Annotated in this window: 23 protein-coding genes; 22 read left to right on the forward strand and 1 reads right to left on the reverse strand. The window is 60.3% G+C overall.

What is annotated here, in order from left to right; genetic code table 11:
- Positions 1-138: 138 nt before the first annotated feature.
- From argS to QMG79_RS13610, 10 genes are all read left to right on the forward strand, one after another.
- A complete protein-coding gene (gene argS, locus QMG79_RS13565; protein ID WP_283539111.1) occupies positions 139-1788 on the forward strand; it encodes an arginine--tRNA ligase in 1650 nt (549 codons plus the stop codon).
- 2 nt (positions 1789-1790) lie between these two features.
- The gene (lysA, locus tag QMG79_RS13570; protein WP_283539112.1) at positions 1791-3308 is read left to right on the forward strand and encodes a diaminopimelate decarboxylase; all 1518 of its coding nucleotides are present in this window, start codon (positions 1791-1793) and stop codon (positions 3306-3308) included.
- Positions 3301-4608, forward strand: a complete 1308-nt coding sequence (locus QMG79_RS13575; protein WP_283539113.1) for a homoserine dehydrogenase — start codon at positions 3301-3303, stop codon at positions 4606-4608. Before lysA ends, QMG79_RS13575 begins: the two co-directional genes overlap by 8 nt.
- Positions 4609-5712 (forward strand): threonine synthase, encoded by a 1104-nt coding sequence (thrC, locus tag QMG79_RS13580; RefSeq protein ID WP_283539114.1) that lies wholly within the window; start codon positions 4609-4611, stop codon positions 5710-5712. It begins immediately after the preceding gene.
- A gap of 5 nt (positions 5713-5717) precedes the next feature.
- Positions 5718-6692: a homoserine kinase gene (gene thrB, locus QMG79_RS13585; RefSeq protein WP_283539115.1), complete on the forward strand. Its 975-nt coding sequence runs from the start codon at positions 5718-5720 to the stop codon at positions 6690-6692.
- 330 nt (positions 6693-7022) lie between these two features.
- A complete protein-coding gene (gene rho, locus QMG79_RS13590) occupies positions 7023-9260 on the forward strand; it encodes a transcription termination factor Rho (protein WP_283539116.1) in 2238 nt (745 codons plus the stop codon).
- Between the two features lie 127 nt (positions 9261-9387).
- A complete protein-coding gene (prfA, locus tag QMG79_RS13595) occupies positions 9388-10461 on the forward strand; it encodes a peptide chain release factor 1 (protein ID WP_283539117.1) in 1074 nt (357 codons plus the stop codon).
- Positions 10462-10473: 12 nt separating this feature from the next.
- The gene (gene prmC / locus QMG79_RS13600) at positions 10474-11346 is read left to right on the forward strand and encodes a peptide chain release factor N(5)-glutamine methyltransferase (protein ID WP_283539118.1); all 873 of its coding nucleotides are present in this window, start codon (positions 10474-10476) and stop codon (positions 11344-11346) included.
- A gap of 15 nt (positions 11347-11361) precedes the next feature.
- The gene (locus QMG79_RS13605) at positions 11362-12198 is read left to right on the forward strand and encodes an L-threonylcarbamoyladenylate synthase (protein WP_283539119.1); all 837 of its coding nucleotides are present in this window, start codon (positions 11362-11364) and stop codon (positions 12196-12198) included.
- Positions 12195-12953, forward strand: a complete 759-nt coding sequence (locus QMG79_RS13610) for a WecB/TagA/CpsF family glycosyltransferase (RefSeq protein ID WP_283539120.1) — start codon at positions 12195-12197, stop codon at positions 12951-12953. The genes QMG79_RS13605 and QMG79_RS13610 overlap by 4 nt, the downstream gene beginning before the upstream one ends.
- 31 nt (positions 12954-12984) lie before the next feature.
- Here QMG79_RS13610 and QMG79_RS13615 read toward each other — a convergent pair whose 3' ends face one another.
- A complete protein-coding gene (locus tag QMG79_RS13615) occupies positions 12985-13881 on the reverse strand; it encodes a glycosyltransferase (RefSeq protein ID WP_283539121.1) in 897 nt (298 codons plus the stop codon).
- A 281-nt stretch (positions 13882-14162) separates the two neighbouring features.
- Between QMG79_RS13615 and QMG79_RS13620 the strand changes: the two genes are divergently transcribed.
- The 12 genes from QMG79_RS13620 (at position 14163) to QMG79_RS13675 (ending at position 23769) form a co-directional block, all read left to right on the forward strand.
- A complete protein-coding gene (locus tag QMG79_RS13620) occupies positions 14163-15278 on the forward strand; it encodes an MraY family glycosyltransferase (protein ID WP_283539122.1) in 1116 nt (371 codons plus the stop codon).
- Between the two features lie 125 nt (positions 15279-15403).
- Positions 15404-15886, forward strand: coding sequence for a Cg1360 family ATP-synthase-associated protein (locus QMG79_RS13625; protein ID WP_283539123.1), 483 nt, complete (start codon positions 15404-15406; stop codon positions 15884-15886).
- Positions 15879-16214 carry an AtpZ/AtpI family protein gene (locus QMG79_RS13630; RefSeq protein ID WP_283539124.1) on the forward strand — a complete coding sequence of 112 codons (336 nt, stop codon included), beginning with the start codon at positions 15879-15881 and terminating at the stop codon, positions 16212-16214. Before QMG79_RS13625 ends, QMG79_RS13630 begins: the two co-directional genes overlap by 8 nt.
- A gap of 81 nt (positions 16215-16295) precedes the next feature.
- Complete coding sequence (gene atpB, locus QMG79_RS13635) at positions 16296-17096, forward strand: F0F1 ATP synthase subunit A (protein WP_283539125.1); 801 nt, start codon at positions 16296-16298, stop codon at positions 17094-17096.
- Positions 17097-17176: 80 nt separating this feature from the next.
- A complete protein-coding gene (atpE, locus tag QMG79_RS13640; protein ID WP_283539126.1) occupies positions 17177-17395 on the forward strand; it encodes an ATP synthase F0 subunit C in 219 nt (72 codons plus the stop codon).
- A 47-nt stretch (positions 17396-17442) separates the two neighbouring features.
- On the forward strand, positions 17443-17997 hold the full coding sequence (locus tag QMG79_RS13645; protein ID WP_283539127.1) for a F0F1 ATP synthase subunit B: 555 nt from the start codon (positions 17443-17445) through the stop codon (positions 17995-17997).
- Entirely contained in the window at positions 17997-18824 is an 828-nt protein-coding gene (locus tag QMG79_RS13650) for a F0F1 ATP synthase subunit delta (protein ID WP_283539128.1), read from the forward strand. The genes QMG79_RS13645 and QMG79_RS13650 overlap by 1 nt, the downstream gene beginning before the upstream one ends.
- Positions 18825-18906: 82 nt before the next feature.
- A complete protein-coding gene (atpA, locus tag QMG79_RS13655; RefSeq protein ID WP_283539273.1) occupies positions 18907-20544 on the forward strand; it encodes a F0F1 ATP synthase subunit alpha in 1638 nt (545 codons plus the stop codon).
- 73 nt (positions 20545-20617) lie between these two features.
- Positions 20618-21508 (forward strand): F0F1 ATP synthase subunit gamma, encoded by an 891-nt coding sequence (locus QMG79_RS13660; protein WP_283539129.1) that lies wholly within the window; start codon positions 20618-20620, stop codon positions 21506-21508.
- 78 nt (positions 21509-21586) lie between these two features.
- Positions 21587-23041: a F0F1 ATP synthase subunit beta gene (atpD, locus tag QMG79_RS13665; RefSeq protein ID WP_283539130.1), complete on the forward strand. Its 1455-nt coding sequence runs from the start codon at positions 21587-21589 to the stop codon at positions 23039-23041.
- Position 23042: 1 nt separating this feature from the next.
- A complete protein-coding gene (locus QMG79_RS13670) occupies positions 23043-23327 on the forward strand; it encodes a F0F1 ATP synthase subunit epsilon (RefSeq protein WP_283539131.1) in 285 nt (94 codons plus the stop codon).
- 10 nt (positions 23328-23337) lie between these two features.
- The gene (locus tag QMG79_RS13675) at positions 23338-23769 is read left to right on the forward strand and encodes a DUF2550 domain-containing protein (protein WP_283539132.1); all 432 of its coding nucleotides are present in this window, start codon (positions 23338-23340) and stop codon (positions 23767-23769) included.
- Position 23770 lies beyond the last annotated feature (1 nt).

The raw sequence follows: 23770 nt of genomic DNA on the forward strand, positions 1-23770 counted from the left end.
CCACAATGGTTCGCAGGAACGCTGAGGTGACTTTAGCTGCCGTTACTGGGGAGGTCCTGTCAATGACGCAGCCCTGACATATTTCGGCGGGTCGTGGGCAAATTCAGCGACGTGGTGGGCCCCCGGTAGTCTTGGACAGTGACTCCCGAAGAACTCTCCCTGGCCATCTCCGCCTGTCTAAAAGCTGCAGCCGAGGCTGGTGAAATCGCCGTTCCAGCTGACCACCGGCCAACAGAGGTCCGGGTTGACCGGCCCAAAAACAGGGACCACGGCGACTGGGCCACCAACATTGCCCTGCAGCTCGCCAAGCCGGCGGCAACCAACCCCCGGGCGCTCGCGGACCTCCTGGCCACAAGGCTCAGGGACATCCCCGGCGTGAGTGCTGTCGATATTGCTGGCCCCGGATTCCTCAACATCACAGTGGATGCTGCGGCTGCAGGTGCACTCGCACGCGTGATTGTTGAGTCTGGTCCAGCGTTTGGTACCAACACGGCACTGGCTGGCCATGTCATCAATATGGAATTTGTCTCTGCCAATCCCACGGGGCCGCTGCACATTGGACACACTCGATGGGCCGCCCTTGGTGACTCGATTGCCAGGGTACTCCGCGCTTCGGGAGCGGACGTGACGGCCGAGTACTACATCAACGACGCGGGCTCGCAGATGAATGTTTTTGCCGGTTCCGTCCTGGCACGGCTCCACGGGCGTGACATCCCGGAGGGTGGCTACCCGGGGGAGTACATTGCCGATCTGGGACACTCTGTCCTGGCAGCGCACCCTGATGTCCGGGACCTCACCGATGCGGCAGCGCTTCCAGTAGTCCGCACGGCCGCCTACGAGGCTCAGCTGGTGGAGATCAAACGCACCCTTGCCGAGTTTGGCGTGGCTTTTGATGTGTACTTCTCAGAACGCGAACTGCACGACGCCGGTGCCATTGATTCCGCTGTGGCACGACTCCGCGAACAGGGCCACGTGTTCGACGACGGCGGTGCGGTGTGGCTGCGCACCACCGACTTTGGTGATGACAAGGACCGCGTGATGATTCGCGCCAACGGTGAACCGACATACTTCGCCGCCGATGCCGCCTACTACCTGTCCAAGAAGGACCGCGGTTTTGTGGAAAAGATCTATCTGCTGGGGGCGGACCACCACGGGTACATCAACCGACTCAAGGCGATTGCGGCCTGCGCAGGGGACGATCCCCAGATCAATATCGAGGTGCTGATTGGGCAGCTCGTGTCGGTCAACGGCGCAAAACTCTCCAAACGAGCCGGGAACATCATTGAACTCAAGGATCTGATCTCCTGGCTGGGCAAGGATGCCGTGCGGTATTCCCTGGCGAGGTTCCCGGCAGATTCGCCGCTGACCCTGGACCCGGAACTCCTGAAGAAGCACAGCAACGAGAACCCCGTTTTTTATGTCCAGTACGCCCACGCGCGCTCGCGCGGAGCCGCCCGCAACGCCCTTGCTGCAGGCGTGGAACGAACGGTTTTTGAGGCCGCACTTCTTTCCCACGGCACCGAGAACGACCTACTTTCCTGCCTGGGCCTCTACCCTTCCATCGTGGCGAAAGCCGCCGAACTGCGTGAACCCCACCGCATTGCACGCCACCTGGAAACCGTGGCAGGGGCATACCACCGCTGGTACGACGCCTGCCGGGTCACTCCTCAGGGCGACGATCCCATCACCGACCTGAACCGCACCAGGCTTTGGCTCAACGATGCAACTAGCCAGGTCCTGGCTAACGGACTCGATCTCCTGGGCGTTTCGGCGCCGGAACGGATGTGAGCATGACTGCCCAGACTCCCCGCACAGTGGCACCAGCGACTGATCCGCAAACAGCCGGGTCGCCGCTGGCTCCGCAATGGCTTGGCGTACCCGATGACCTGAACCACCTGCATGAGCCCATGTGGGCTGCCGGAGTGGAACGTAACGCTGCCGGTGAGCTGAGTATTGACGGCATGCCTGTGTCCGCGCTCAAGGAGGAGTTTGGAACCCCCCTGTTTGTCATGAGTGAAACGGATTTCCGTAGCCGGGCACGAGCCTTCAAGGACTCCTTTGACGAAGCCTTCGCCGATATCTGTGGCGGAGTTGATGTTTATTATGCGGGAAAGTCGTTCCTCTGCACGGCAGTGGTGCGCTGGGTCGATGAGGAAGGATTGCGCCTTGATACCGCTTCAGGCGGTGAGCTGGCCGTAGCCGCACGCGGAGGAATTGCTGGTGCCCGCGTGGCGCTGCATGGGAACAACAAGTCCGATTCCGAGATCAACCGGGCACTGGATATGGGCCTGGGCCGGATTGTGGTGGATAGCCTGGCTGAACTTGACCGGGTGGGTACAATCGCTGCTGCGCGAAACGCTGTCGCCAAGGTGATGCTCCGTCTGACTCCGGGCGTGCATGCCCACACCCATGAATTCATTGCCACCGCCCATGAGGACCAGAAGTTTGGCCTGTCCATGGCTGCTGATTCAACGGACAGGACGGGCCTTTCCGCTGCAGAAGAAGCTGTCGCCGCGGCGAGCGCCCATCCAGGAATTGACCTTCTTGGGCTCCATTGTCACATCGGCTCCCAGATCTTTGAGCCTGACGGGTTTGCCCTGGCGGCAAAAAAACTGCTGACTTTCCAGGCAGCCGTCCAGTCCAGCTACGGCATAGTCCTGCCAGAACTGGACCTCGGTGGCGGGTACGGCATCGCCTACACGCCCGTTGACACCCCGCGACCTCCCGCGGAAATTGCCCAGGCGATGGCCGACGTCGTGCGTTCTACCTGCAGGGAACTGGGCATTTCTGCGCCGCGCATCTCCATTGAGCCAGGGCGGGCAATTGTGGGCACGAGTACATTCACCCTCTACGAAGTGGGAACGCTCAAGACCGTCCGCGTTGATGGTCCCGGCGTGCAGGAAGAGGCCACCGACGGTCCGGCCAGTGTTACTCACCCACGCCGCTATGTCTCAGTGGACGGCGGCATGAGCGACAACGCCCGGCCGGTGCTTTACGACGCCGACTATTCGGCTGTCCTTGCTTCCAGGACCTCGCCTGCTGCACCTGCGCTGTCCCGCGTGGTGGGCAAACATTGCGAGAGCGGCGACATAGTTGTTAGAGATGTATATCTGCCCGAGGACGTGGCAGCCGGTGATCTGCTTGCTGTCCCCGGGACAGGCGCCTATTGCTGGGCCCTGTCCAGCAACTACAACTATCTGGCCCGGCCCGGTGTTGTGGCGGTCCGTGACGGTGCTGCCCGGCTGATTGTCCGCGGGGAAACCGAAGAAGATTTGCTCAATCGCGACATGGGAGTGGCTAGTGCCTGAGATGAAGACCCTGAAGGTGGCCCTGCTGGGCTGCGGCAACGTGGGAGCACAGGTGGCGCGCATCCTCCTTGACGACGCCGACATCCTCGCTTCCCGCACGGGTGCCCGTCTGGAGCTTGCTGGCATAGCCGTGCGGACCCTAGACGCTCCCCGCGACGTCGAACTTCCCCAGCACCTGTTCACCACGGACGCCGAAGCCCTCGTCAAGGACGCGGACCTCGTGATCGAACTGATCGGCGGAATCGAGCCGGCACGGTCGCTGATCCTCTCGGCACTGCAGAACGGGGCCTCTGTTGTAACGGGTAACAAGGCACTGCTGGCCCAGGACGGTCCAACACTGTACGCAGCGGCAGACCAGGCTGGTGTCCAGCTTTCCTATGAGGCTGCTGTAGCCGGGGCCATCCCCATTATCCGTCCCATCCGGGACAGCCTGGCTGGCGACCGGATCACTCGCGTCCTTGGGATCGTTAATGGCACCACCAACTTCATCCTTGACCAGATGGACTCAACGGGGGCCCAGTTTTCTGATGCGCTTGCCGAGGCCCAGAGCCTTGGCTTTGCGGAAGCGGACCCCACAGCCGATGTTGAAGGCCATGATGCAGCGTCCAAGGCTGCCATTTTGGCGTCCTTGGCGTTCCACACCCGCTTTGCCCTTGAAAACGTGCACTGCCAGGGAATCTCCGAGGTGAGTGCCGCCGATATTGCCGCTGCCAAGGACGCTGGGTTTGTCATCAAGCTGCTTGCTATTGCCGAGAAAATCGACTCTGCTGATGGCGGTGGCGGGGTCTCCGTCCGTGTTCACCCGACCCTGCTTCCGCGCGATCATCCCCTGGGTGCGGTCCGAGGTGCCTTTAATGCCGTTTTTGTCGAGGCCGAGAATGCTGGCGAGCTGATGTTCTACGGTCAGGGCGCCGGTGGAGCTCCCACTGCTTCCGCTGTCATGGGAGACCTGGTCTCCGCCGCGCGCAGGTTGGTCCTGGGTGGGCCGGGACGCACGGAGACGCCTACCTCGCAGGTGGACGTTCTTGGCATTGACGCCGTGACCACCAGTTACTACATCGGTCTGGATGTGGCTGACCAGCCCGGCGTCCTGGCGCGCATTGCACAGCTTTTTGCCGAGCACGGCGTCTCGATCGAAATTATGCGCCAGAGCGTGCACAACGGTTCGGCGGAGTCCGCCGAGCTTCGGATCGTGACCCACCGGGCAACCGAGGCCGCACTCGCGGCCACCGTCGAGGCCGTGAAAGGCCTGGACGTCATCAACTCAGTAACATCCGTTCTTCGGGTAGAAGGAGTCTAAGTGGCTCACCAATGGCGCGGCGTTGTCCGCGAATATGCCGACCGACTGCCAGTCACGGAATCCACAAAGATCATCACGTTGGGGGAGGGTGGAACGCCCCTGGTTCACGCCCAAAAACTCTCTGCGCTGACCGGGTCCACCGTGTACCTTAAAGTTGAGGGGATGAACCCCACGGGCTCCTTCAAGGACCGTGGCATGACCATGGCGATGACTGCTGCGGTGGCTGCTGGTGCCAAGGCCGTGGTCTGTGCATCGACGGGTAATACCTCAGCATCGGCTGCAGCGTACGCCACAGCAGCGGGACTCACCTGCGCTGTCCTGGTTCCGGAGGGCAAGATCTCCATGGGTAAGCTCAGCCAGGCCGTCGCCCACGGTGCCACACTGCTGCAGGTGGATGGAAACTTCGACAACTGCCTCGATATTGCCCGGAAGCTGGGGGAGTCCTATCCGGTCTTCTTGGTCAATTCAGTGAACCCAGCGCGTATCCAGGGCCAGAAGACGGGGGCCTTCGAAGTCGTAGACTCGCTTGGTGATGCCCCCGATATCCATGTCCTCCCCGTGGGCAACGCCGGTAACATCACCGCGTACTGGAAGGGCTACAAGGAATATTCCGCGCCCTTCGAGTCAGAGACTGCGGGAACAATCCCCGCGGTCTCCACACGAACACCTGCCATGTGGGGCTTTCAGGCTGCCGGTGCGGCTCCCTTCGTGGCCGGACATCCCATCACCGATCCGGACACGATTGCCACGGCCATCCGGATTGGCAACCCGGCGTCGTGGGACGGTGCAATCAACGCCCGCGATGAGTCAGGTGGGCTGATCGAAGCTGTCACCGATGAAGAAATCCTGGCTGCACACAGGTGGTTGTCCGCTCGCGAAGGGGTCTTTGTCGAGCCTGGTTCAGCTGCTGGCGTGGCTGGACTGTTGAAGAAACACGCCGCCGGAGAGGTCCCTAGCGGAAAAATAATCGTCATCACTGTCACGGGGCACGGACTCAAGGATCCGGACTGGGCGCTCAAGGCCGAGGATGGCAGTTCTGTCCAGCCGGTCAAGGTGTCCAATGACGTTGTCACTGTCGCAGCTGAACTGGGCCTGGAGAATTAGGAAGCGTGGACAGCGCATTGCACACCACAGCGGCCGTTCCCGTGATTGCGGCGCAGCAGAAAGTTGTTGTCAGGGTCCCTGGCACAAGCGCCAACCTGGGCCCTGGTTATGACAGCCTGGGCCTGGCGCTCAGCCTCTACGACACCCTGACGGTGGAGACCTTGCACTCTGAGGGGCTTGAATTTGACCTTCGGGGCGAGGGTGCAGAAACCTTGCCCAGGGATGCCAGCCACCTGGTGGTCCGGGCCATGGAAACTGCGTTCGAAAAGCTCGGCTTCCGGCATTCTGGGCTTCGGATCATTGCGGAGAACGTCAACCCGCACGGGCGCGGACTGGGCTCCTCAGCCTCGGCAGTTGTGGCTGCAGTATCTGCCGCAAATGCCCTGGTGCCTGCGTCGGCGCAGCGGGGACGTGACTGGGTCCTGCAGGTGACAAGTGAGATGGAAGGGCATCCCGACAATGTGGCTCCAGCCATCTTTGGCGGACTGGCTCTTTCGTGGCAGAACGGTGAACTGTTCAGGACCACCACCGCTAGAGTTTCCCCCTCTGTGGTCCCGGTGGTGGCTGTCCCAGACTTCGAGCTCTCCACAGAGGCTGCCCGTGCGCTCCTTCCAGCCTCCGTGGGTCACCATGCGGCTGCGATGAATGCAGGCCGCGCGGCGTTGCTTGTCCATGCACTCACCAGTGACCCCACACTGTTGCTGGCTGGAACTGAGGACTACCTGCACCAGAGCTATCGTGCCCAGGCCATGCGGCCCAGTGCCGCCCTCATAAGGTCCCTTCGCGCAGCCGGCCATGCGGCAGTGGTCTCGGGAGCGGGCCCTACGGTTATGGTACTTGCGGACGGGGACGCCGCAGCTGACTCCGCCGTGGAATTCATCAGCAGGTTTACTACCGAGAACACGCCCGAAGTCACCTGGTTGGTCCGAAAGCTGGCAGTGGACGTCGAGGGTGCTAAAGTGGGAGTGCACCGGCGGTAATACCGCACTGGATACACGGACCATGTTGGCCACGCGTATCGCTTTGGATGTGGGCCATGATGCCCGGAACATCCTCTCTTGCGGAAAAATCCAGCTGGTGCCACCTGCCCCGGACTGATGCAGAAACTCGCAGTCATTTCCTCTGCCCGCTAATCATCAGTCCTGTCTTTCGCCATTTCCTGGCGCTGTCCGGGTGTTTCACAATCTGAACCTGCCGGCCCTCATTTTGTCCGGCAGGAGCAACCTTCGGCCGCAGATCTGAACTGCGGCCAGATCAAATCATCGCGTCCGGCTCGTAGTCTGGACGCCGTCGAGGGGGAAGGATCCTTCGTGACCGAAACCACTGAGCTGTCTCCAGCTGTGGAAACATCTTCATCTTCTGCTGCAGGCTCCGAGTCTGTACCAGCAACCAAGAGCAGTGGCCTGGCCGGCCTGAAGCTCGCCCAGCTGCAGGCTTTGGCCAGCCAGCTTGGTATTTCGGGCGGGTCCCGCATGCGTAAGGGCGATCTCGTATCTGCCATTTCTGCGCACCGGTCAGGTGCTCCGGCCGCTAGCAAGGCTCCTGCCAAGGCTGCCGAACCTGTCGCAGCCAAGCAGGCGGATGCACCGGCACAGTCGGCGCCCGCCGAGGCCCCTGCTGCTGACGCGAGCCGCAGCCGGACGCGTGGGCGTAGCCGTCGCGCTGGCAGTGATGGTGTCATCACCACGCCCACGACAACCACCGACGCTCCCGTTGCCCCCGCGGCTGCGGAGCAAACTGTCAGTGGTTCTTCCGAAGCTGCGTCTTCAGCAGTTGCTGGCGAGCCCGTCGCGGAACGCAGGCCGCCACGTACCCGCAATCGCCGCCGTAATGAGGCGGCATCTGCTGGAGAAGCTGACAGCCAGGCACCGGCGGGCCAGTCATCTGTCTCAGACGCTCCGGCCGAACAGGGTGCTGACCCGCGTTCCACCGAGCAGTCTTCGGATCAGGAATCAACCCAGCGTGGTGACCGTCGCGAGAACAACCGAAACCGCACGCGCAACTCTGGCAACGACACTGCAGCCAACGCAAGCAGCAGCGACAACGCTGGCAGCGGTAACCGCGACAGCAGCAATAACCGCGATAACAACGGCTCTCGCGATAACAACGGGTCCCGCGATAACAACGGCTCTCGCGATAACAACGGGTCCCGCGATAACAACGGCTCTCGCGACCTGGACGACGCCGATGGTGGCAGTCGTCGTAACCGCAGGAACCGCCGCGATCGGAATGACCGCAACGATCGTAATGACCGCAACGATCGGAATGACCGTTCCGGGGGCCAGGACAACTCGCGCAACGATCGCTTCCGCGACCGCAACGAACGCCGCCGTGGGCGCAATCAGGGACCTGATGTTGATGACGTCGAGGTCACGGATGATGATATCCTGTTGCCCGTCGCGGGCATCCTGGACGTCCTGGAGAACTACGCGTTCATTCGGACGTCAGGTTATCTCCCGGGCCCCAGTGACGTCTATGTCTCCCTCGCGCAGGTAAAGAAATACAACCTCCGCAAGGGTGACGCTGTAGTAGGCGCCATCCGTGCTCCCCGCGATGGCGAGGATCGCAGCCAGCAGCAGTCTGCACGCCAGAAGTTCAACGCTCTGGTCCGGATCACCTCGGTCAATGGCAAGAACCCTGAGGAACTTACGGACCGCGTGGAGTTCGCCAAGCTGGTTCCGCTTTACCCGTCCGAGCGCCTGCGCCTGGAGACCGATCCCAAGAAGATCGGTCCCCGAGTGATCGACCTTGTTGCTCCGATCGGCAAGGGCCAGCGCGGCCTGATTGTCTCGCCGCCCAAAGCCGGCAAGACACTGATCCTGCAGTCCATCGCAAACGCAATCACCACCAACAACCCTGAGGTCCACCTCATGATGGTGCTGGTTGATGAACGTCCTGAAGAAGTCACCGACATGCAGCGCACAGTCAAGGGTGAGGTCATTGCCTCCACCTTCGACAGGCCCGCCGATGATCACACAACTGTTGCCGAACTCTCCATCGAACGCGCCAAGCGCCTCGTGGAAATGGGCATGGACGTAGTGGTACTGCTGGACTCCATGACCCGACTGGGCCGCGCCTACAACTTGGCTGCGCCAGCCTCCGGCCGTATCCTGTCCGGCGGCGTGGACTCGGCTGCGCTGTACCCGCCGAAGCGTTTCTTTGGTGCAGCTCGTAACATCGAAAACGGTGGCTCTCTGACTATTCTGGCTACGGCTCTTGTGGAGACCGGGTCCAAAATGGACGAGGTCATCTTCGAAGAGTTCAAGGGCACCGGCAACATGGAACTGCGCTTGTCCCGCCAACTGGCTGACAAGCGGATCTTCCCGGCTGTGGATGTGAATGCTTCCGGCACCCGACGCGAGGAGAACCTGCTCTCGCCGGAGGAAGTGAAGATCATGTGGAAGCTGCGCCGCGTCCTGTCGGGTCTTGAGACCCAGCAGAGCCTGGAACTGTTGACCAACAAGATCCGGGAGACCCAGAGCAACGTCGAGTTCCTCATGCAGGTCCAGAAGACAACGCTTGGTGCAAAGTCAGATAACGACAAGTAGCTGCGCTTACCGCTCAAAATATGATGGCTCTACGCCAGCATATTTTGAGCGGTTTGTCGTTAAGTCGATGGTCGTATAGTCAAAGTGGCACAACGAGGCTTGGTACCAAGTCGAAAGAGGTTTGAACATGTTTGAGTCAGTACAGGGTCTCCTTGATGAACACAACGCCATCCAGGCGCAACTGGGCGACCCTGAGGTCTACGGCGACCAGTCCCTAGCGCGCAAGCTGGGCCGCCGTTCCGCTGAGCTCAATGGCATTGTGGAGACCTATCATCGCTGGGGCGGTCTGCAGGAAGACCTTGCTGCCGCCCAGGAGATGGCTGCCGAGGACGCCGAATTTGCTGCAGAGGTTCCTCAGTTGGAAGCCCAGCTCCAAGCTGCCCAGGAGAAGTTGCACCGGCTCCTGATTCCGCGCGATCCGGACGATTCGCGCAATGTGATCCTTGAAGTCAAAGGCGGCGAGGGCGGCGACGAAGCGGCACTTTTTGCTGGCGACCTGCTTCGGATGTACACCAGATACGCGGACACCCGAGGCTGGAAAACGGAAATTATCTCCGCCACGGAATCGGATCTCGGCGGCTACAAAGATGTGCAGATGGCCGTCAAGGGAAACTCGAACGATCCTGCGGAAGGTGTCTACGCACGCCTGAAGTTCGAAGGCGGAGTGCACCGCGTCCAGCGCGTGCCCGTAACCGAATCCCAGGGCCGCATCCATACGTCTGCCGCGGGCGTGCTGGTACTTCCTGAAGTTGATGAACCGGGTGAACTGGAAATCAACCAGAACGAGCTCAAGATTGACGTCTACAGGTCATCCGGTCCGGGTGGACAGTCAGTGAACACCACCGACTCCGCCGTCCGCATTACGCACCTTCCTACGGGCATTGTGGTGGCCATGCAAAATGAAAAGTCCCAGCTACAGAACCGCGAAGCTGGCATGCGCGTGCTCCGTGCGCGCATCCTGGCACACCAGCAGGCAATCATCGACGCTGAGAACTCCGCGCAGCGCAAGTCGCAAATCCGAACGATGGATCGTTCCGAGCGCATCCGCACCTATAACTACCCCGAGAACCGTATTGCCGACCACCGGACGGGCTATAAAGCCTACAACCTTGACCAGGTGATGAACGGTGACCTTGAGGCAGTGATCCAGTCCGCCATTGAGCTGGACGAACAGTCCAGGCTTGACGCCCTCGGCGACTGACTCACGCAGCCGATGACTCCTGAGATCCCAGGAACCCTGGGTGCCGCCGTCAGCCGTGCAGCAGAAATCCTTGCAGATGCTGGCGTGCCCAGCCCCAGGACTGACGCCGAATTGCTCGCTGAGCATCTTGTAGGTGGTGGGCTGGGGCGTTTGCGGGCACTCATGCTGACCGACGCCCCAACGCCGGAAGGCTATGGTGAACTCGTTGCTGAACGTGCCCGACGCATACCGCTCCAGCACATTACCGGCATAGCGTACTTCCGGTATCTCGAGCTCAAGGTGGGACCAGGGGTTTTCATTCCCCGGCCTGAGACTGAATCCGTGGCGCAGCTTGTGATTGACCGCGCCTTGTCGCTGCCACATCCGCGGGTTGTTGATCTTGGGACCGGCTCCGGCGCTATTGCAGGAGCCGTGGCCCAGGAAGTGCCCCAGGCCGAGGTTCACGCCGTTGAATTTAGTACCCTCGCCCACGCCTGGGCAGAACGCAACCTGGCACCTCTGGGTGTCCAGCTGGTCCAGGGGGACCTCCGGGACGCACTGCCCGAATATGACGGAACGGCCGACGTCGTGGTGTCCAACCCGCCATACATTCCGGCTGCCGCGATCCCGAACGAGCCCGAGGTCGCACTGCACGACCCGCCGGAGGCGCTCTACGGAGGAGGCGACGACGGGATGGAACTCCCGACGGCGGCTGCAGCCTCAGCTGCACGACTGCTGAAAGGCGGCGGGTTCTTCGTGATGGAGCATGCCGAGATACAGGCAGGGTGGATTGCGGCCCTGCTGGAGCGCACCGGGGACTGGCTGCAGATCACCACCCATCAGGACCTCAACGGCAAAGATCGTGCCACGAGTGCGGTGCGTGCGGCGACTCGGCCGTCCCAGTAATGACAGAATGGTGGGGTGACCACAAGCTACGACTGCACCTCAGATGAACAGCGCGCCAAAGGACTGGAGCATGCACAACGTGCCATCAGCTCCGGCAAATGCGTGGTGTTGCCGACCGATACTGTGTACGGCATTGCGGCTGATGCCTTTTCAGCCCAGGCCGTGACGATGCTGCTCGTTTCCAAGGGACGCAGCCGGCAGATGCCACCCCCAGTGCTAATCCCACGGCTCAATGCCTTGGATGGTCTGGCCACCGAGGTTTCTGCAGAGGCCCGCCTGTTGGCCCAGAACTTCTGGCCAGGCGGGCTGACCCTGATTTTTCATGCGCAGCCGTCCCTGGACTGGGACTTGGGTGAGACCAAGGGAACTGTTGCGCTACGCATGCCTGCTGATGACACCGCCATGGATCTCCTGACCTTGACAGGCCCCCTTGCCGTGTCCTCGGCAAACCGAACCGGCCACCCTGCGGCAACCACTGCGGCAGGTGCATTCGAGCAGCTGGCCGAGTCTGTAGAGGTCTATCTTGAGGGCGGCGAACGCCCGGCGGCGGGGGCGGAGCCGCTTCCCTCGACAATTGTTGACGCAACGTCGGTCCCCTTGCGGGTGGTGCGGGCCGGCGCAGTGTCGCTTGAACGCCTCCGAGAGGTTGTGCCCGGTATTCTCGACGTCAATGGAGACGCAGCGCGGGACCAGGGAGATGCTGGCGTGGGTGCCGATTCGGAGACAGTCCCTTCCGTGCCGGAGATGAACAGCGAAACCCCTGGCGCTGTAGCGCCCGAAAGCCGTGCTGCTGAAGAACAAGGAGACCTGTCGGTGGAGCCTTCCCCCCGGTCATCGGGTCCAGTGGCGTGACACTGCACCGCGACGCGGTCCCAGTCCTGGACGTTGATGCCACACCACTCACGGTTGACGGGCTGGTGTCCACCCTGCAGGGATTCATTGACGGCCGTTCACTGCATATGGTCGCTGGGCACAACCTGCACAGCGTGACACTTTGCCATCGTGACCGGAGCTTCCGCGAGTTCTACGACCAGTGCGACGTGGTCCTCCTTGATGGTGCGCCAGTGGTGTGGCTGTGGAACAGGACGGCCCAGGTTGAGGGTTCACCCATGAACTACCGGCTCGGTTCAACCGACTGGATCCCGGCGCTGGGCAGGCTGAGCGAACTGCACCGGGTGGCGGTCCTGGGCGCAGGCCAGGAAGCCAACGACGGCGCCGTTGCGAAGCTCGCAGGGTTCCTTCCTGATGCTGAAGTCAAGGGGATGCCTGGCCAGGGGTGGAACGCCAGCACCGAAGAAGCCGCACTTGTTTGGCTGAACGATTTCAAACCTCAGCTGGTCCTCATTGGGCTCGGAATGCCACTCCAGGAGCAGGTGCTGCAGCGTCGTCGTTCCCAGCTGCCAGCTGCCATCTATTGTTCCGTGGGCGGGGCAATCGAGCAGGTAGCGGGCGTACAGCGACTTGCGCCGCGGTGGTTGGGACGGCTGGGACTCGAATGGGCCTGGCGGCTGCTTCTGCACCCGACTCGCGTGGCGTATCGAGTCTTTATTGAACCGTGGCAACTTGTTGGGCTACTGATCCGCCGCAGGATCGGCTTCCGGGCCTGAGGGAAGACAGGGCTGGAAGCCGCCCAGGTCGCTAGAACGTTTGGTCTTCGAGGGGTCCAAAACCCTTACCGCGCAGGCCCTGGGAAAAGGCGCTGAACCAGCTGGCGAGTCCGCGGAGGTCGCCACGTCGCAGGAAGTACCCCAGATAGCCGCCAACATCGGCAACAAGCGACTTCACGCGGAAATAGCGCCTGATCATATAGCCGCGGTTGCGGTAGTAGTAGTAGCGCTTGAAGGCTGAACCCGGAACAATCACGTGCCAGCGGGCACCAAACACGTGCTGGGTTTCGTCAAGTGCCGCAGGGTGCGTGACAGCGGCTGTTGTCACGGTACCGAAACGGATTCCGGCCCTGCGAAGCCTGAGGGTGAAATCGACCTCGTCGCCGCGGATGAAAAGCCGCATATCCGGCATTCCCACCTTGAAGAAAACATCCGAGCGAATCAGGGCTCCGTTGAAGAAATGCCCGTCGCCAGCCAAAAAACCCAGGCGTTCGACGGCGGCCCTGCTGTGGGTAACCTTCCCGTCGATGCGAAAGAAGAAGGAGAGTTTTTCTGGATCCCCGGGGGAGACCACCAGGGGGAGGACCGCTTCCAGATCACGTTCCTCCGCTTCGCGCAGCAGCGTTTCGAGGCAGTCGGCGTCGGCGGGTTCGGCGTCGTCGTCCATCAACCATACCCAGCGGGCGCCGCTGGCCACGGCCTTAAGTGCCGCGAGGGAAAACCCTCCGGCGCCACCAAGGTTCGCCTCGGAGCGAATGTAATCAACGTTTGAGAAACCATCGGCAACGTCCTTGGCCGGGGTGTTCCCGCTATCCACCAGGCAAATGCTCTTGATCTCGGCCGTCTGCGCCGAAAGGGCGTTCAGGAGTGTGCCGAGATCGTGGGGTCGGTCGAAGGTGACAGCTGCAACGGCAACCGAGTTCGGCATAGGATTCCCTTCGAAGAGGCCGGAGGCGAATGAACGTCCGGCCGTGTGGCGCAGGGCATAAGAGCCGATCACGCTAGTATCTTGACTAGAGTCCACTGTAATACAGCCCTGTTTGGCACCTCGCACTGCCTGCTACGCGCCCGGCGACGGAGAAGTTTCATTCTTTTATCCACACCTGTTCCGGAGTTCACCCCGGTTTCCCTGTTCCTGCAGCCCCTGGCGGTCAGGCAAGGGAAGCCTCCCGTGGCGACCGGTGACAGGACTCGGATGAGGACCTACCCATGATCATGTACCTGCTGATGGGGCTGTGCGCCGCCGTCGTGTCCTACGCCGCAACATGGGGTGCGCGCTTTGTCGGAAACCGGCTGAACCTCTTTATGCCGATCCGGACCCGGGACATGCACTCCGTGCCAATGTCCAGGCTAGGGGGAGTTGGAATCTTCCTGGGTGTCGCGGTGGGGCTGGTAGTAGCAAGCCAATCGTTTTTTGTGATGGACATCTTCCGCAACAACGGAGCCCCGTGGGGGGTCCTGGCTGGCGCTGCCGTCATTGTGCTCGTGGGTGCGCTGGATGACATCGTGGATCTGCGGTGGTGGATCAAGCTCATTGGCCAGATGATTGCTGCCCTGGTGGTGGCGATCTGGGGAGTGCAGATGACCATCATCCCGTTCATTCCCGAGCCGATAGTCCTTGAAAGTGAACTCCTTCGGATTGTGCTCACCGCCGGCCTCATAGTGACAACCATGAACGCCTTCAATTTTATTGACGGGCTTGATGGCCTTGCAGCAGGTGTTGCAATAATTGGTGGAACGGCGTTCTTCTTCACTGCGTACTGGGTCCACAGGAATTCAGATGTCCTAGACAAATCGGATCTTGCCACCCTACTCACTGCGGTTCTTGTGGGAAGCTGCATCGGTTTCCTGCCGCACAACTGGTTCCCTTCGAAAATCTTCATGGGCGATGCCGGTGCCATGCTGTTGGGGTTGCTCATGGCATCTGCCGGTGTGGTGTCTACGGGTCAGATCACCAGCGGGCTTTATGACCGGGCCAACGGTATCTCGACTGTCATTCCGATCATCCTGCCGTTCGCCATCCTTTTTGTTCCGCTCCTGGACCTTGGCCTTGCTGTCCTCCGACGCACCGCCAAGGGCCGCTCACCCTGGTCTGCGGACCAGGGACACCTGCACCACAAACTTTTGGACATCGGCTACACGCACCGCGGAGCGGTCATCCTGATCTATCTCTGGACCTGCGTTCTAGCATTTGGCGGATTGGCTTTTGCTATCTTCCCGTGGCAGATCGTTATGGCAGTGGATGCGGCAGCTGTGCTGATCATGGTGGTCGTCTCCGCATGGCCCTACGTCCTCAAGCGCCGCACGGATTTTCGCAGGACCTGATACCAGGGCCTTGCTAGCTGGCAGGGGATACCGAGTGCGTGCCGTTCTATGTCATGTAGAATCCTAGGGTGGCTCCAAGCCACTCCTCCAGAAATAGACGTTTTTAACCCGACGATTGGGATCTTATGACCTCCAACGCCGATTCCCGCCGCAAGGCTGGCAACGGACCCGTTGGCGTCTCCGGACCCACGCCCTCGCTGTGGCTCCATCTCCTCCGAATCAGTTCCCTCGGATCCGGTGCCGGGTTGATCCTATGCTGCCTGCTCGCATGGATCTTCGACGGGGGAGCCGGAGCCCTCTCTGCCGCTTTTGCCGGGCTTATCGTGATGGTCTTTTTTGGCATCAGCCTGTTGGTAGGCCACTACGTGGGGCGCAACAATCCCTCCGGCGCAGTGGGTGCATTTGTGGGCACCTACTTTATTAAGGTTGTGGGGTTCGGCGCAGTGCTTTTCTTCGTCGGAGCCCCGGAATGGCTGAATGACCAGTGGTTCCTGGTTGGAGCAGTAACTGCAGTTGTTTTGTGGCAAGCCGCGGAACTCTTCGGGTTCTCCAAGGCTCGCCTTCAGCTGTACAACGATCCTGACAAGGACGGTCGCACGCATGCGTGAATCAAAAAAGTCCAGCTCAAGGAGAAGCTCCGCAGCTCCTGCCAGGCGCTCGGCGCCGGGTGTTTCCAAAGACGACAGCAACGGCGGATATAACGCTGGAATTGCTGTATTCAGTTACATCGTTGGCGGAATCATTGTCTGGAGTTTGATAGGCTGGGGCCTGGATAATCTGTGGGGAACCCGCTGGATTGTGCTTGCAGGTGCGCTCCTCGGGGCAACCGGGGGTTTTTATCTTTCCCACATGCATGGCCTCACCAGCCAAGACACATCGGCGGGTGGAGACGCTGCCAGCGGATCGTCCCAGTACGGACGTACACATGACAAATAATTTCATTCAGGGAACAGCAGCTACTTACTCTGCGGAACCCTTTCCAACGCCCAATGACGGACACTGCAGAGAGGAAACGCGTTGATCGCGCTTGCGCTCCCGGCCCAAAATTCAGGAGATTTCACTCCTCCTGGTATCAATGAAATGCATTTGCCGGCAATTTTGCCGTGGGGTGCTGAGTACGGATTCTCCAAGCAGATGCTGCTTGTCCTGCTCTCTGTCGTTATTATTTCCGCTTTTTTCATGCTTGCTGCACGGAAGCGCCAGCTGGTTCCCGGAAAACTGCAGTTTGCTGGCGAGGCAGCCTACGGATTCGTCCGCAATGGCATTGCCAAGGACATCATTGGCGGCAAGGACTTCATCAAGTATGTTCCGCTGCTGTTCAGCCTGTTCTTCTTTATCCTGGTCAACAACATTTACGGCGCCATCCCGCTGTTCCAGTTGCCCACGTTCTCCCATGTTGGTGGCGCATACGTTCTTGCGGGAATCGTCTACTTCACATGGATTGTTATCGGCCTCAAGAAGAACGGCATCCGCTACCTGAAGCTGGCCACGGTTCCCTCCGGCGTGCCGCTCTACATCCTGCCAATCGTTGTACCGATTGAGATCATCTCCAACTTTGTTGTCCGCCCGGTGACGCACAGTCTCCGTCTGTTTGCCACCATGCTGGCCGGACACTTGATCGTGATGATTGCTGGATACGGCATTGAGTTCCTCATCTCGCAGGAGAACATCTTCCTGCAGGGAACTTCCATCCTGGTTCTGGCCGGCGCTATTGCAATGTACATGCTTGAAGCTTTGATCATGGTGCTGCAGGCGTATGTCTTTACGCTGCTGACTGCGATCTATATTGAAGGCGCCCTGAACGCCGACAGCCACTAGGCTCCCTCACACTTCCCCATTGCGGGGATGCAGCAACCCAAACAACCTGCCACACGGGTGGCATCTTGAAAGGAAGAAAAATGGACGGCACCATTAACGGCTCAATCAACCTCGTAGGTTACGGACTCTCCGCAATCGGCGGCGGTATCGGTGTTGGACTCGTGTTCGCGGCCTACATCAACGGTGTGGCGCGCCAGCCGGAGGCACAGCGTGTCCTGCAGCCCATCGCATTCCTCGGCCTTGCGCTGACTGAAGCCCTCGCCATCCTCGGCCTGGTCTTCGCCTTCGTTCTCTCCTGAGAAACGAAGCGAATTTTCAGAACCGAGTAGATAAGGACGGGTGAAATATGAATCAGCTGATCATCTCAGCCGCCACTGAAGGCGAAAAGGTCAACCCCCTGGTTCCCGATCTCTGGGAAATGCTGGTTGTCGCTGTTGGCTTTGCCCTTCTCATGTTCATTGTGGTTAAGTTTGTTGTCCCGATGTTCGAGAAGACCTTTGCTGAACGCTCCGAAGCTATTGAAGGCGGCATTGCCAAGGCTGAGAAGGCCCAGGCAGAGGCCTCTGCGGCACTCGAAGAGTACAAGCAGCAGCTGACCGACGCCCGTGCCGAGGCCAACCGTATCCGTGAGGAAGCTCGCGGCGAGGGCGCACAGATCCTGGCTGAGCTCAAGGAGAAGGCGGGCGCTGAAGCAGCCCGCATCACCGCCCAGGCTCATGCGCAGATCGATTCAGAGCGCCAGGCGGCAGTGGTTTCACTTCGCGCAGAAGTTGGCACTCTGGCAACAACGCTTGCTGGCCGGATTGTCGGCGAAGCACTCAACGATGACGAGCGTTCAGCCCGCGTAGTTGATCGCTTCCTGGCGGATCTGGAGAACCAGAACGCGGGTGCAGGTAAATAATGGCAGGTGTATCGAGCCAGTCGTTGACAGTAGCGATGGCGGCACTGGAGGCAAAACTTCCCGCCGCGTCGCTGCAGTTGGCCAGGGAACTCTTCGGAATCCTGCAGACTGTGGACAGTTCCGCTGGCCTTCGCCGGGCGTTGACTGACCCTTCCCGCAGCGGTATTGAAAAGTCAGCTCTGGTCAGGCAGTTGGTCGGCGGAAAAGTATCTGCTGATGCCGCCGATATCGCTGCCGAGCTGGCCGGTCTTCGCTGGGCAGCTGCGCGTGACATCGGCGATGCACTCGAGACGCTCGCTGCAACGGTTGTCATTTCCGTCGCAGAGAACAAATCGGCAGCTTCCGCTTCTGGTATCACCGGCCTGGAGGAACTGGAGAACGATCTGTTCGCCTTCAACCAGGTAGTTGCTTCCAGCCATGAAGCCCAGCGTGCACTGTCTGAACCCCAGGCGAGCGAGTCTGCCAAGACCAATCTGGCACACAGGCTTTCACCTGCGGCCAGCGATGAGGCAAAGCTCTTGATCTCACAGGCTGTTACACAGCCTCGCGGACTGAAGCCCAGCAAGCTCGTGAACCGCTTTGCTGAACTTGCTGCCAAGCGCCAACAGCGCTGGATCGCAACTGTTTCGGTGACCCGTCCATTGACGGATCACCAGATCAACAGGTTGCAGTCTGCTCTGGACGCTTTGTATGGACGGGAACTAAAGATCAACGTCAGCGTAGAGTCGGCTTTGATTGGTGGCATCCGTGTACAGGTTGGCGACGAGGTGTTGGATGCCTCAGTGGTTTCCCGCCTCGGTGATCTCAACCGCCAGCTGGCTGGCTAGCCGGACAAGCACAACCCAACGAATTAAACCCCGGTCATCGTGAACAACGATGATCACGAAAACAGGAGAGCAGGGACTGCAGATGGCCGAATTGACCATCAACGCCGACGACGTCCGTAATGCGCTAAACGAGTTCGCGGCGTCCTACGAACCCGGAAACGCAGAGCGCGTAGAGGTCGGCCGCGTAACCGCCGCAAGTGACGGCATCGCCCGTGTTGAGGGCCTTCCCTCGGTCATGGCGAACGAACTGCTGCGTTTCGAGGACGGAACCCTGGGCCTCGCCCAGAACCTTGACGTCCGCGAGATCGGCGTAATCGTGCTTGGTGACTTCACCGGCATTGAAGAAGGCCAGGAAGTCCACCGCACCGGACAGGTTCTTTCTGTCCCCGTCGGTGACGCTTTCCTTGGACGCGTTGTGGACCCCTTGGGCGTCCCCATTGATGACCTGGGCGAGATCAAGGCCGAGACCACCCGTGCGCTGGAGCTCCAGGCTCCGGGCGTGACGCAGCGTAAGTCTGTGCACGAACCGATGCAGACCGGGCTCAAGGCTATTGACGCCATGATCCCGATTGGCCGCGGCCAGCGTCAGCTCATCATTGGTGACCGCCAGACCGGCAAGTCCGCCATTGCAATCGACACCATCATCAACCAGAAGGCCAACTGGGCTTCAGGCGATGTGACCAAGCAGGTGCGCTGCATTTATGTTGCGATCGGGCAGAAGGCATCGACCATTGCGGCCGTTCGCCAGACTCTCGAGGACAATGGCGCGCTGGAGTACACCACCATCGTGGCCTCTCCCGCATCAGACCCCGCAGGCTTCAAGTACCTTGCTCCGTATGCTGGCTCGGCTATCGGCCAGCACTGGATGTACGGTGGCAAGCACGTCCTCATCGTGTTTGATGACCTCTCAAAGCAGGCTGAGGCATACCGCGCTGTTTCACTGCTGCTTCGCCGTCCGCCAGGACGCGAAGCCTACCCCGGTGACGTCTTCTACTTGCACTCCCGTCTTCTGGAGCGTTGTGCCAAGCTCTCTGATGAGCTCGGTGCGGGTTCCATGACGGGCCTGCCGTTGATCGAGACCAAGGCGAACGATGTTTCTGCCTACATCCCGACAAACGTCATTTCCATCACCGATGGCCAGATCTTCCTGCAGTCGGACCTCTTCAACGCCAACCAGCGTCCAGCTGTCGACGTGGGTGTCTCTGTCTCCCGCGTGGGTGGCGCAGCCCAGGTCAAGGCCATGAAGAAGGTTTCCGGTACGTTGAAGCTGGAGCTTGCCCAGTACCGCGACATGCAGGCATTTGCCATGTTTGCCTCGGACCTGGATGCGGCATCCCGCCAGCAGCTGACCCGTGGTGCACGCCTCATGGAACTCCTCAAGCAGGGACAATATTCACCGTTCCCCATCGAGGACCAGGTTGTCTCAATCTGGGCCGGTACAAAGGGTTACCTTGATGACGTTCCCGTGGAAGACGTGAGCCGGTTCGAGACAGAATTCCTCGAACACCTCAAGCACAAGTCGTCCATCCTCACCACCTTGGCGCAGACCAACGTGATGGATGATGACACCGCCGCAGCCCTGAAGTCCAGCATCATCGACTTCAAGAAGGGTTTCTTCGGCGACGGCGACAGCCACCTGGTAGGAGCCGGCCACGAGGCGCATCACGCGATCTCCGAAGGCGACGTTGACCAGGAAAAGATCGTCAAGCAGAAGCGCTAGTTTCGTTGACGGGTCCGTGGGAGCTTTCGGGTTCCCGCGGACCCTGTCACCGGGATCATAGGAAAGGATAAGTATGGGAGCCCAGATTCGGGTCTACCGCCAGAAGATCAGCTCGACCACGTCGATGCGCAAGATCTTCAAGGCGATGGAACTGATCGCCACCTCGCGCATCGGCAAGGCCCGTGCACGGGTGTCAGCTTCACTGCCTTACGCGAACGCCATCACGCGCGCCGTTTCTGCTGTGGCCAGCCAGAGCGAGATCGACCACCCTTTGACCACTGAGCCCGAGCAGATCCGCCGTGCCGCAGTCCTGGTAATTACCTCGGACCGTGGCCTCGCCGGATCATACTCTGCCAGTGTGCTCAAGCAGGCGGAAGGTCTCAATGAGCTGCTCCAGGCCGAAGGCAAGGAAGTCAAGACCTACCTCGTGGGGCGGAAGGCGCAGGCCTACTACGATTTCCGCAGCCGCCAGTACGAACAGGTGTGGACCGGCGGAACAGATGCTCCGGAATTCTCCACTGCCCGTGAGATCGGCAAAGCACTGCTCGCCGAATTTGCGAAAGACTACGAAGATGGTGGCGTGGACGAAATCCATGTCGTCTACACCCGCTTCAAGTCCATGGTGACCCAGGAGCCCACAGTCATTCGACTGCTTCCTCTTGAGGTTGTCGAGGAGCAGGCAGCAGCCGAGACTGATCTGTTGCCGCTGTATGAGTTCGAGCCGGAGACAGAGCAGGTACTTGATGCCCTGTTGCCGCGTTACATCGAGTCCAGGCTTTTCGCAGCGATGTTGCAGGCGGCAGCTTCCGAGCTTGCAGCCCGCCAGCGTGCCATGAAGTCCGCTGGGGACAATGCCACAGACCTCATCAAGAAATACACGCGTCTGCGCAACACTGCCCGCCAGGCTGAGATTACGCAGGAGCTCTCCGAGATTGTGGCGGGTGCGGACGCCCTAGCGTCCTAATCCTTTGCTTCTCGGCCGTAATACCTGCACCAAAAGCTAGACTTAACCCCACGCCATCTACTGAGTGAAGTGAGAGAGATGACTGCCACTGCTACCGAGCACGTAGCCGCCACGTCCGGTGCCACCGGTCGTATTGCACGTGTTATCGGCCCGGTTGTCGACGTCGAATTCCCGGCTGACGCAATCCCGTCGATCTACAACGCCCTCACCACCGAGATAACTCTCAACGGTGAGACCAAGACCATTACGTTCGAGACCTCCCAGCACCTGGGTGACAACCTCGTACGCGCCATTTCGCTGCAGGCAACCGACGGACTGGTCCGCGGTACGTCAGTGAACGACACCGGTGCCCCTATCTCCGTTCCCGTTGGTGACGGCGTCAAGGGTCACATCTTCAACGTCCTGGGTGAGCCCCTCGATGTCACCGAAGCAGAGTTGACGACCACTGAGCGTTGGCCTATCCACCGCAAGGCGCCCGCCTTCGCGACGCTTGAGGGCTCCACCGAGATGCTTGAAACCGGCATCAAGGTGATTGACCTTCTCACCCCGTACATCAAGGGTGGGAAGATCGGCCTCTTCGGTGGTGCTGGAGTGGGTAAGACGGTGCTGATCCAGGAAATGATCACCCGTGTGGCACGTAACTTCGGTGGAACTTCAGTGTTCGCTGGTGTTGGCGAGCGTACGCGTGAGGGTAATGACCTCTGGGTCGAAATGGAAGAGGCTAACGTCCTCAAGGACACCGCCCTTGTTTTCGGCCAGATGGATGAGCCACCGGGAACGCGCCTTCGCGTTGCACTCTCCGCGCTGACCATGGCGGAGTACTTCCGTGACGTCCAGAACCAGGACGTGCTGTTGTTCATCGACAACATCTTCCGCTTCACGCAGGCCGGTTCCGAGGTCTCGACCCTTCTGGGTCGTATGCCTTCGGCCGTGGGCTACCAGCCCAACCTTGCTGATGAGATGGGTCTGCTCCAGGAGCGCATTACCTCCACCAAGGGTCACTCCATCACGTCCATGCAGGCTATCTACGTGCCCGCGGATGACTACACGGACCCGGCCCCTGCCACGACCTTCGCGCACCTCGACGCAACCACTGAACTGTCCCGCGAAATTGCTTCGCGTGGTCTGTACCCGGCCGTTGACCCGTTGACGTCGACATCCCGAATCCTGGATCCCCAGTACATCGGCAGGGACCACTACAACACGGCTGTCCGTGTAAAGCAGATCCTGCAGAAGAACAAGGAACTCCAGGACATCATCGCCATCCTTGGCGTTGACGAACTCTCGGAAGAGGACAAGATCGTCGTGTCCCGTGCACGCCGTATCCAGCAGTTCTTGTCCCAGAACACCTACACTGCCAAGCAGTTCACCGGCGTCGAAGGCTCAACCGTAGCCATCAAGGACACCATTGAAGGCTTTACGGCCATCTGCGACGGCGACCTCGACCACATTGCGGAGCAGGCGTTCTTCAACGTCGGTGGCCTCGATGATGTTGAGCGTCAGTGGGCAAAAATCCAGGAACAGACCAAGTAATATGGCTGAGCTTGAGGTTGAGATTGTCGCAGCGGACCACTTTGTGTGGTCCGGTGCGGCCACCATGGTCAAGGCCCGTACCAGTGACGGTGAGATCGGCGTCCTTCCGGGCCACTCGCCTCTGCTGGCGATCCTGGCCGAAGGCGAGCTGGCCATTGAGCCGGTTTCTGGTGACCGTATAGTCGTGGCGGTTGACGGAGGATTCTTCTCCGTCGATGACAACCGTGTGGTGATTGTTGCTGATAACGCCCAATTGGGCGATTCGGCTGCTGCAGGGATCCGCTAGCACGACCTTGATGGACGCGCCCGTTATTTCGTTCATCGTGATCGCAGTCCTGTTGGGACTGCTTATCATTGCACTGGGTTTTTCCGGGGTACGCCGCATCAGGTTGCGGCGTGCCTTGGGCACAGTGGACGCCTCCATCTGCCTTACTGGAAACAGCTGGCAGATGGGGGTTTGTCGTTATCAGGACAAGGACCTCGAGTGGTTCCGCCTGATTTCGCTCAGTGTGGGTCCAAAGCACACGTTCAAGCGAAGTTCATTGGAGCTTCTTGGCCGTCGGGCGCCATCGGAAGTTGAGGCTGTTCGGGTGCAGCCTGACGTGGTGATCGTAGAGTTGCAGTACGAAGGCCGTGATATTCGCCTAGCGATGAATTTTGACGCGTACACAGGGTTGTCCTCTTGGATTGAGGCCGGCCCGGTTATCGGCGTGGGCACTTGGCGATGAA

Source organism: Pseudarthrobacter sp. PS3-L1, assembly GCF_030063285.1.
Classification (GTDB): Bacteria; Actinomycetota; Actinomycetes; order Actinomycetales; family Micrococcaceae; genus Arthrobacter.

What these genes read in the sequence shown, in the direction of transcription:
- QMG79_RS13630 (WP_283539124.1), top strand. Translation starts at nt 15,879, where the DNA reads ATGCGTGAATCAAAAAAGTCCAGCTCAAGGAGAAGCTCCGCAGCTCCT.
- atpD (WP_283539130.1), top strand. Translation starts at nt 21,587, where the DNA reads ATGACTGCCACTGCTACCGAGCACGTAGCCGCCACGTCCGGTGCCACC.
- atpA (WP_283539273.1), top strand. Translation starts at nt 18,907, where the DNA reads ATGGCCGAATTGACCATCAACGCCGACGACGTCCGTAATGCGCTAAAC.
- QMG79_RS13645 (WP_283539127.1), top strand. Translation starts at nt 17,443, where the DNA reads ATGAATCAGCTGATCATCTCAGCCGCCACTGAAGGCGAAAAGGTCAAC.
- QMG79_RS13675 (WP_283539132.1), top strand. Translation starts at nt 23,338, where the DNA reads ATGGACGCGCCCGTTATTTCGTTCATCGTGATCGCAGTCCTGTTGGGA.
- lysA (WP_283539112.1), top strand. Translation starts at nt 1,791, where the DNA reads ATGACTGCCCAGACTCCCCGCACAGTGGCACCAGCGACTGATCCGCAA.
- QMG79_RS13615 (WP_283539121.1), bottom strand. Translation starts at nt 13,881, where the DNA reads ATGCCGAACTCGGTTGCCGTTGCAGCTGTCACCTTCGACCGACCCCAC.
- QMG79_RS13650 (WP_283539128.1), top strand. Translation starts at nt 17,997, where the DNA reads ATGGCAGGTGTATCGAGCCAGTCGTTGACAGTAGCGATGGCGGCACTG.
- prfA (WP_283539117.1), top strand. Translation starts at nt 9,388, where the DNA reads ATGTTTGAGTCAGTACAGGGTCTCCTTGATGAACACAACGCCATCCAG.
- QMG79_RS13625 (WP_283539123.1), top strand. Translation starts at nt 15,404, where the DNA reads ATGACCTCCAACGCCGATTCCCGCCGCAAGGCTGGCAACGGACCCGTT.
- QMG79_RS13670 (WP_283539131.1), top strand. Translation starts at nt 23,043, where the DNA reads ATGGCTGAGCTTGAGGTTGAGATTGTCGCAGCGGACCACTTTGTGTGG.
- prmC (WP_283539118.1), top strand. Translation starts at nt 10,474, where the DNA reads ATGACTCCTGAGATCCCAGGAACCCTGGGTGCCGCCGTCAGCCGTGCA.
- QMG79_RS13620 (WP_283539122.1), top strand. Translation starts at nt 14,163, where the DNA reads ATGATCATGTACCTGCTGATGGGGCTGTGCGCCGCCGTCGTGTCCTAC.
- atpE (WP_283539126.1), top strand. Translation starts at nt 17,177, where the DNA reads ATGGACGGCACCATTAACGGCTCAATCAACCTCGTAGGTTACGGACTC.
- QMG79_RS13660 (WP_283539129.1), top strand. Translation starts at nt 20,618, where the DNA reads ATGGGAGCCCAGATTCGGGTCTACCGCCAGAAGATCAGCTCGACCACG.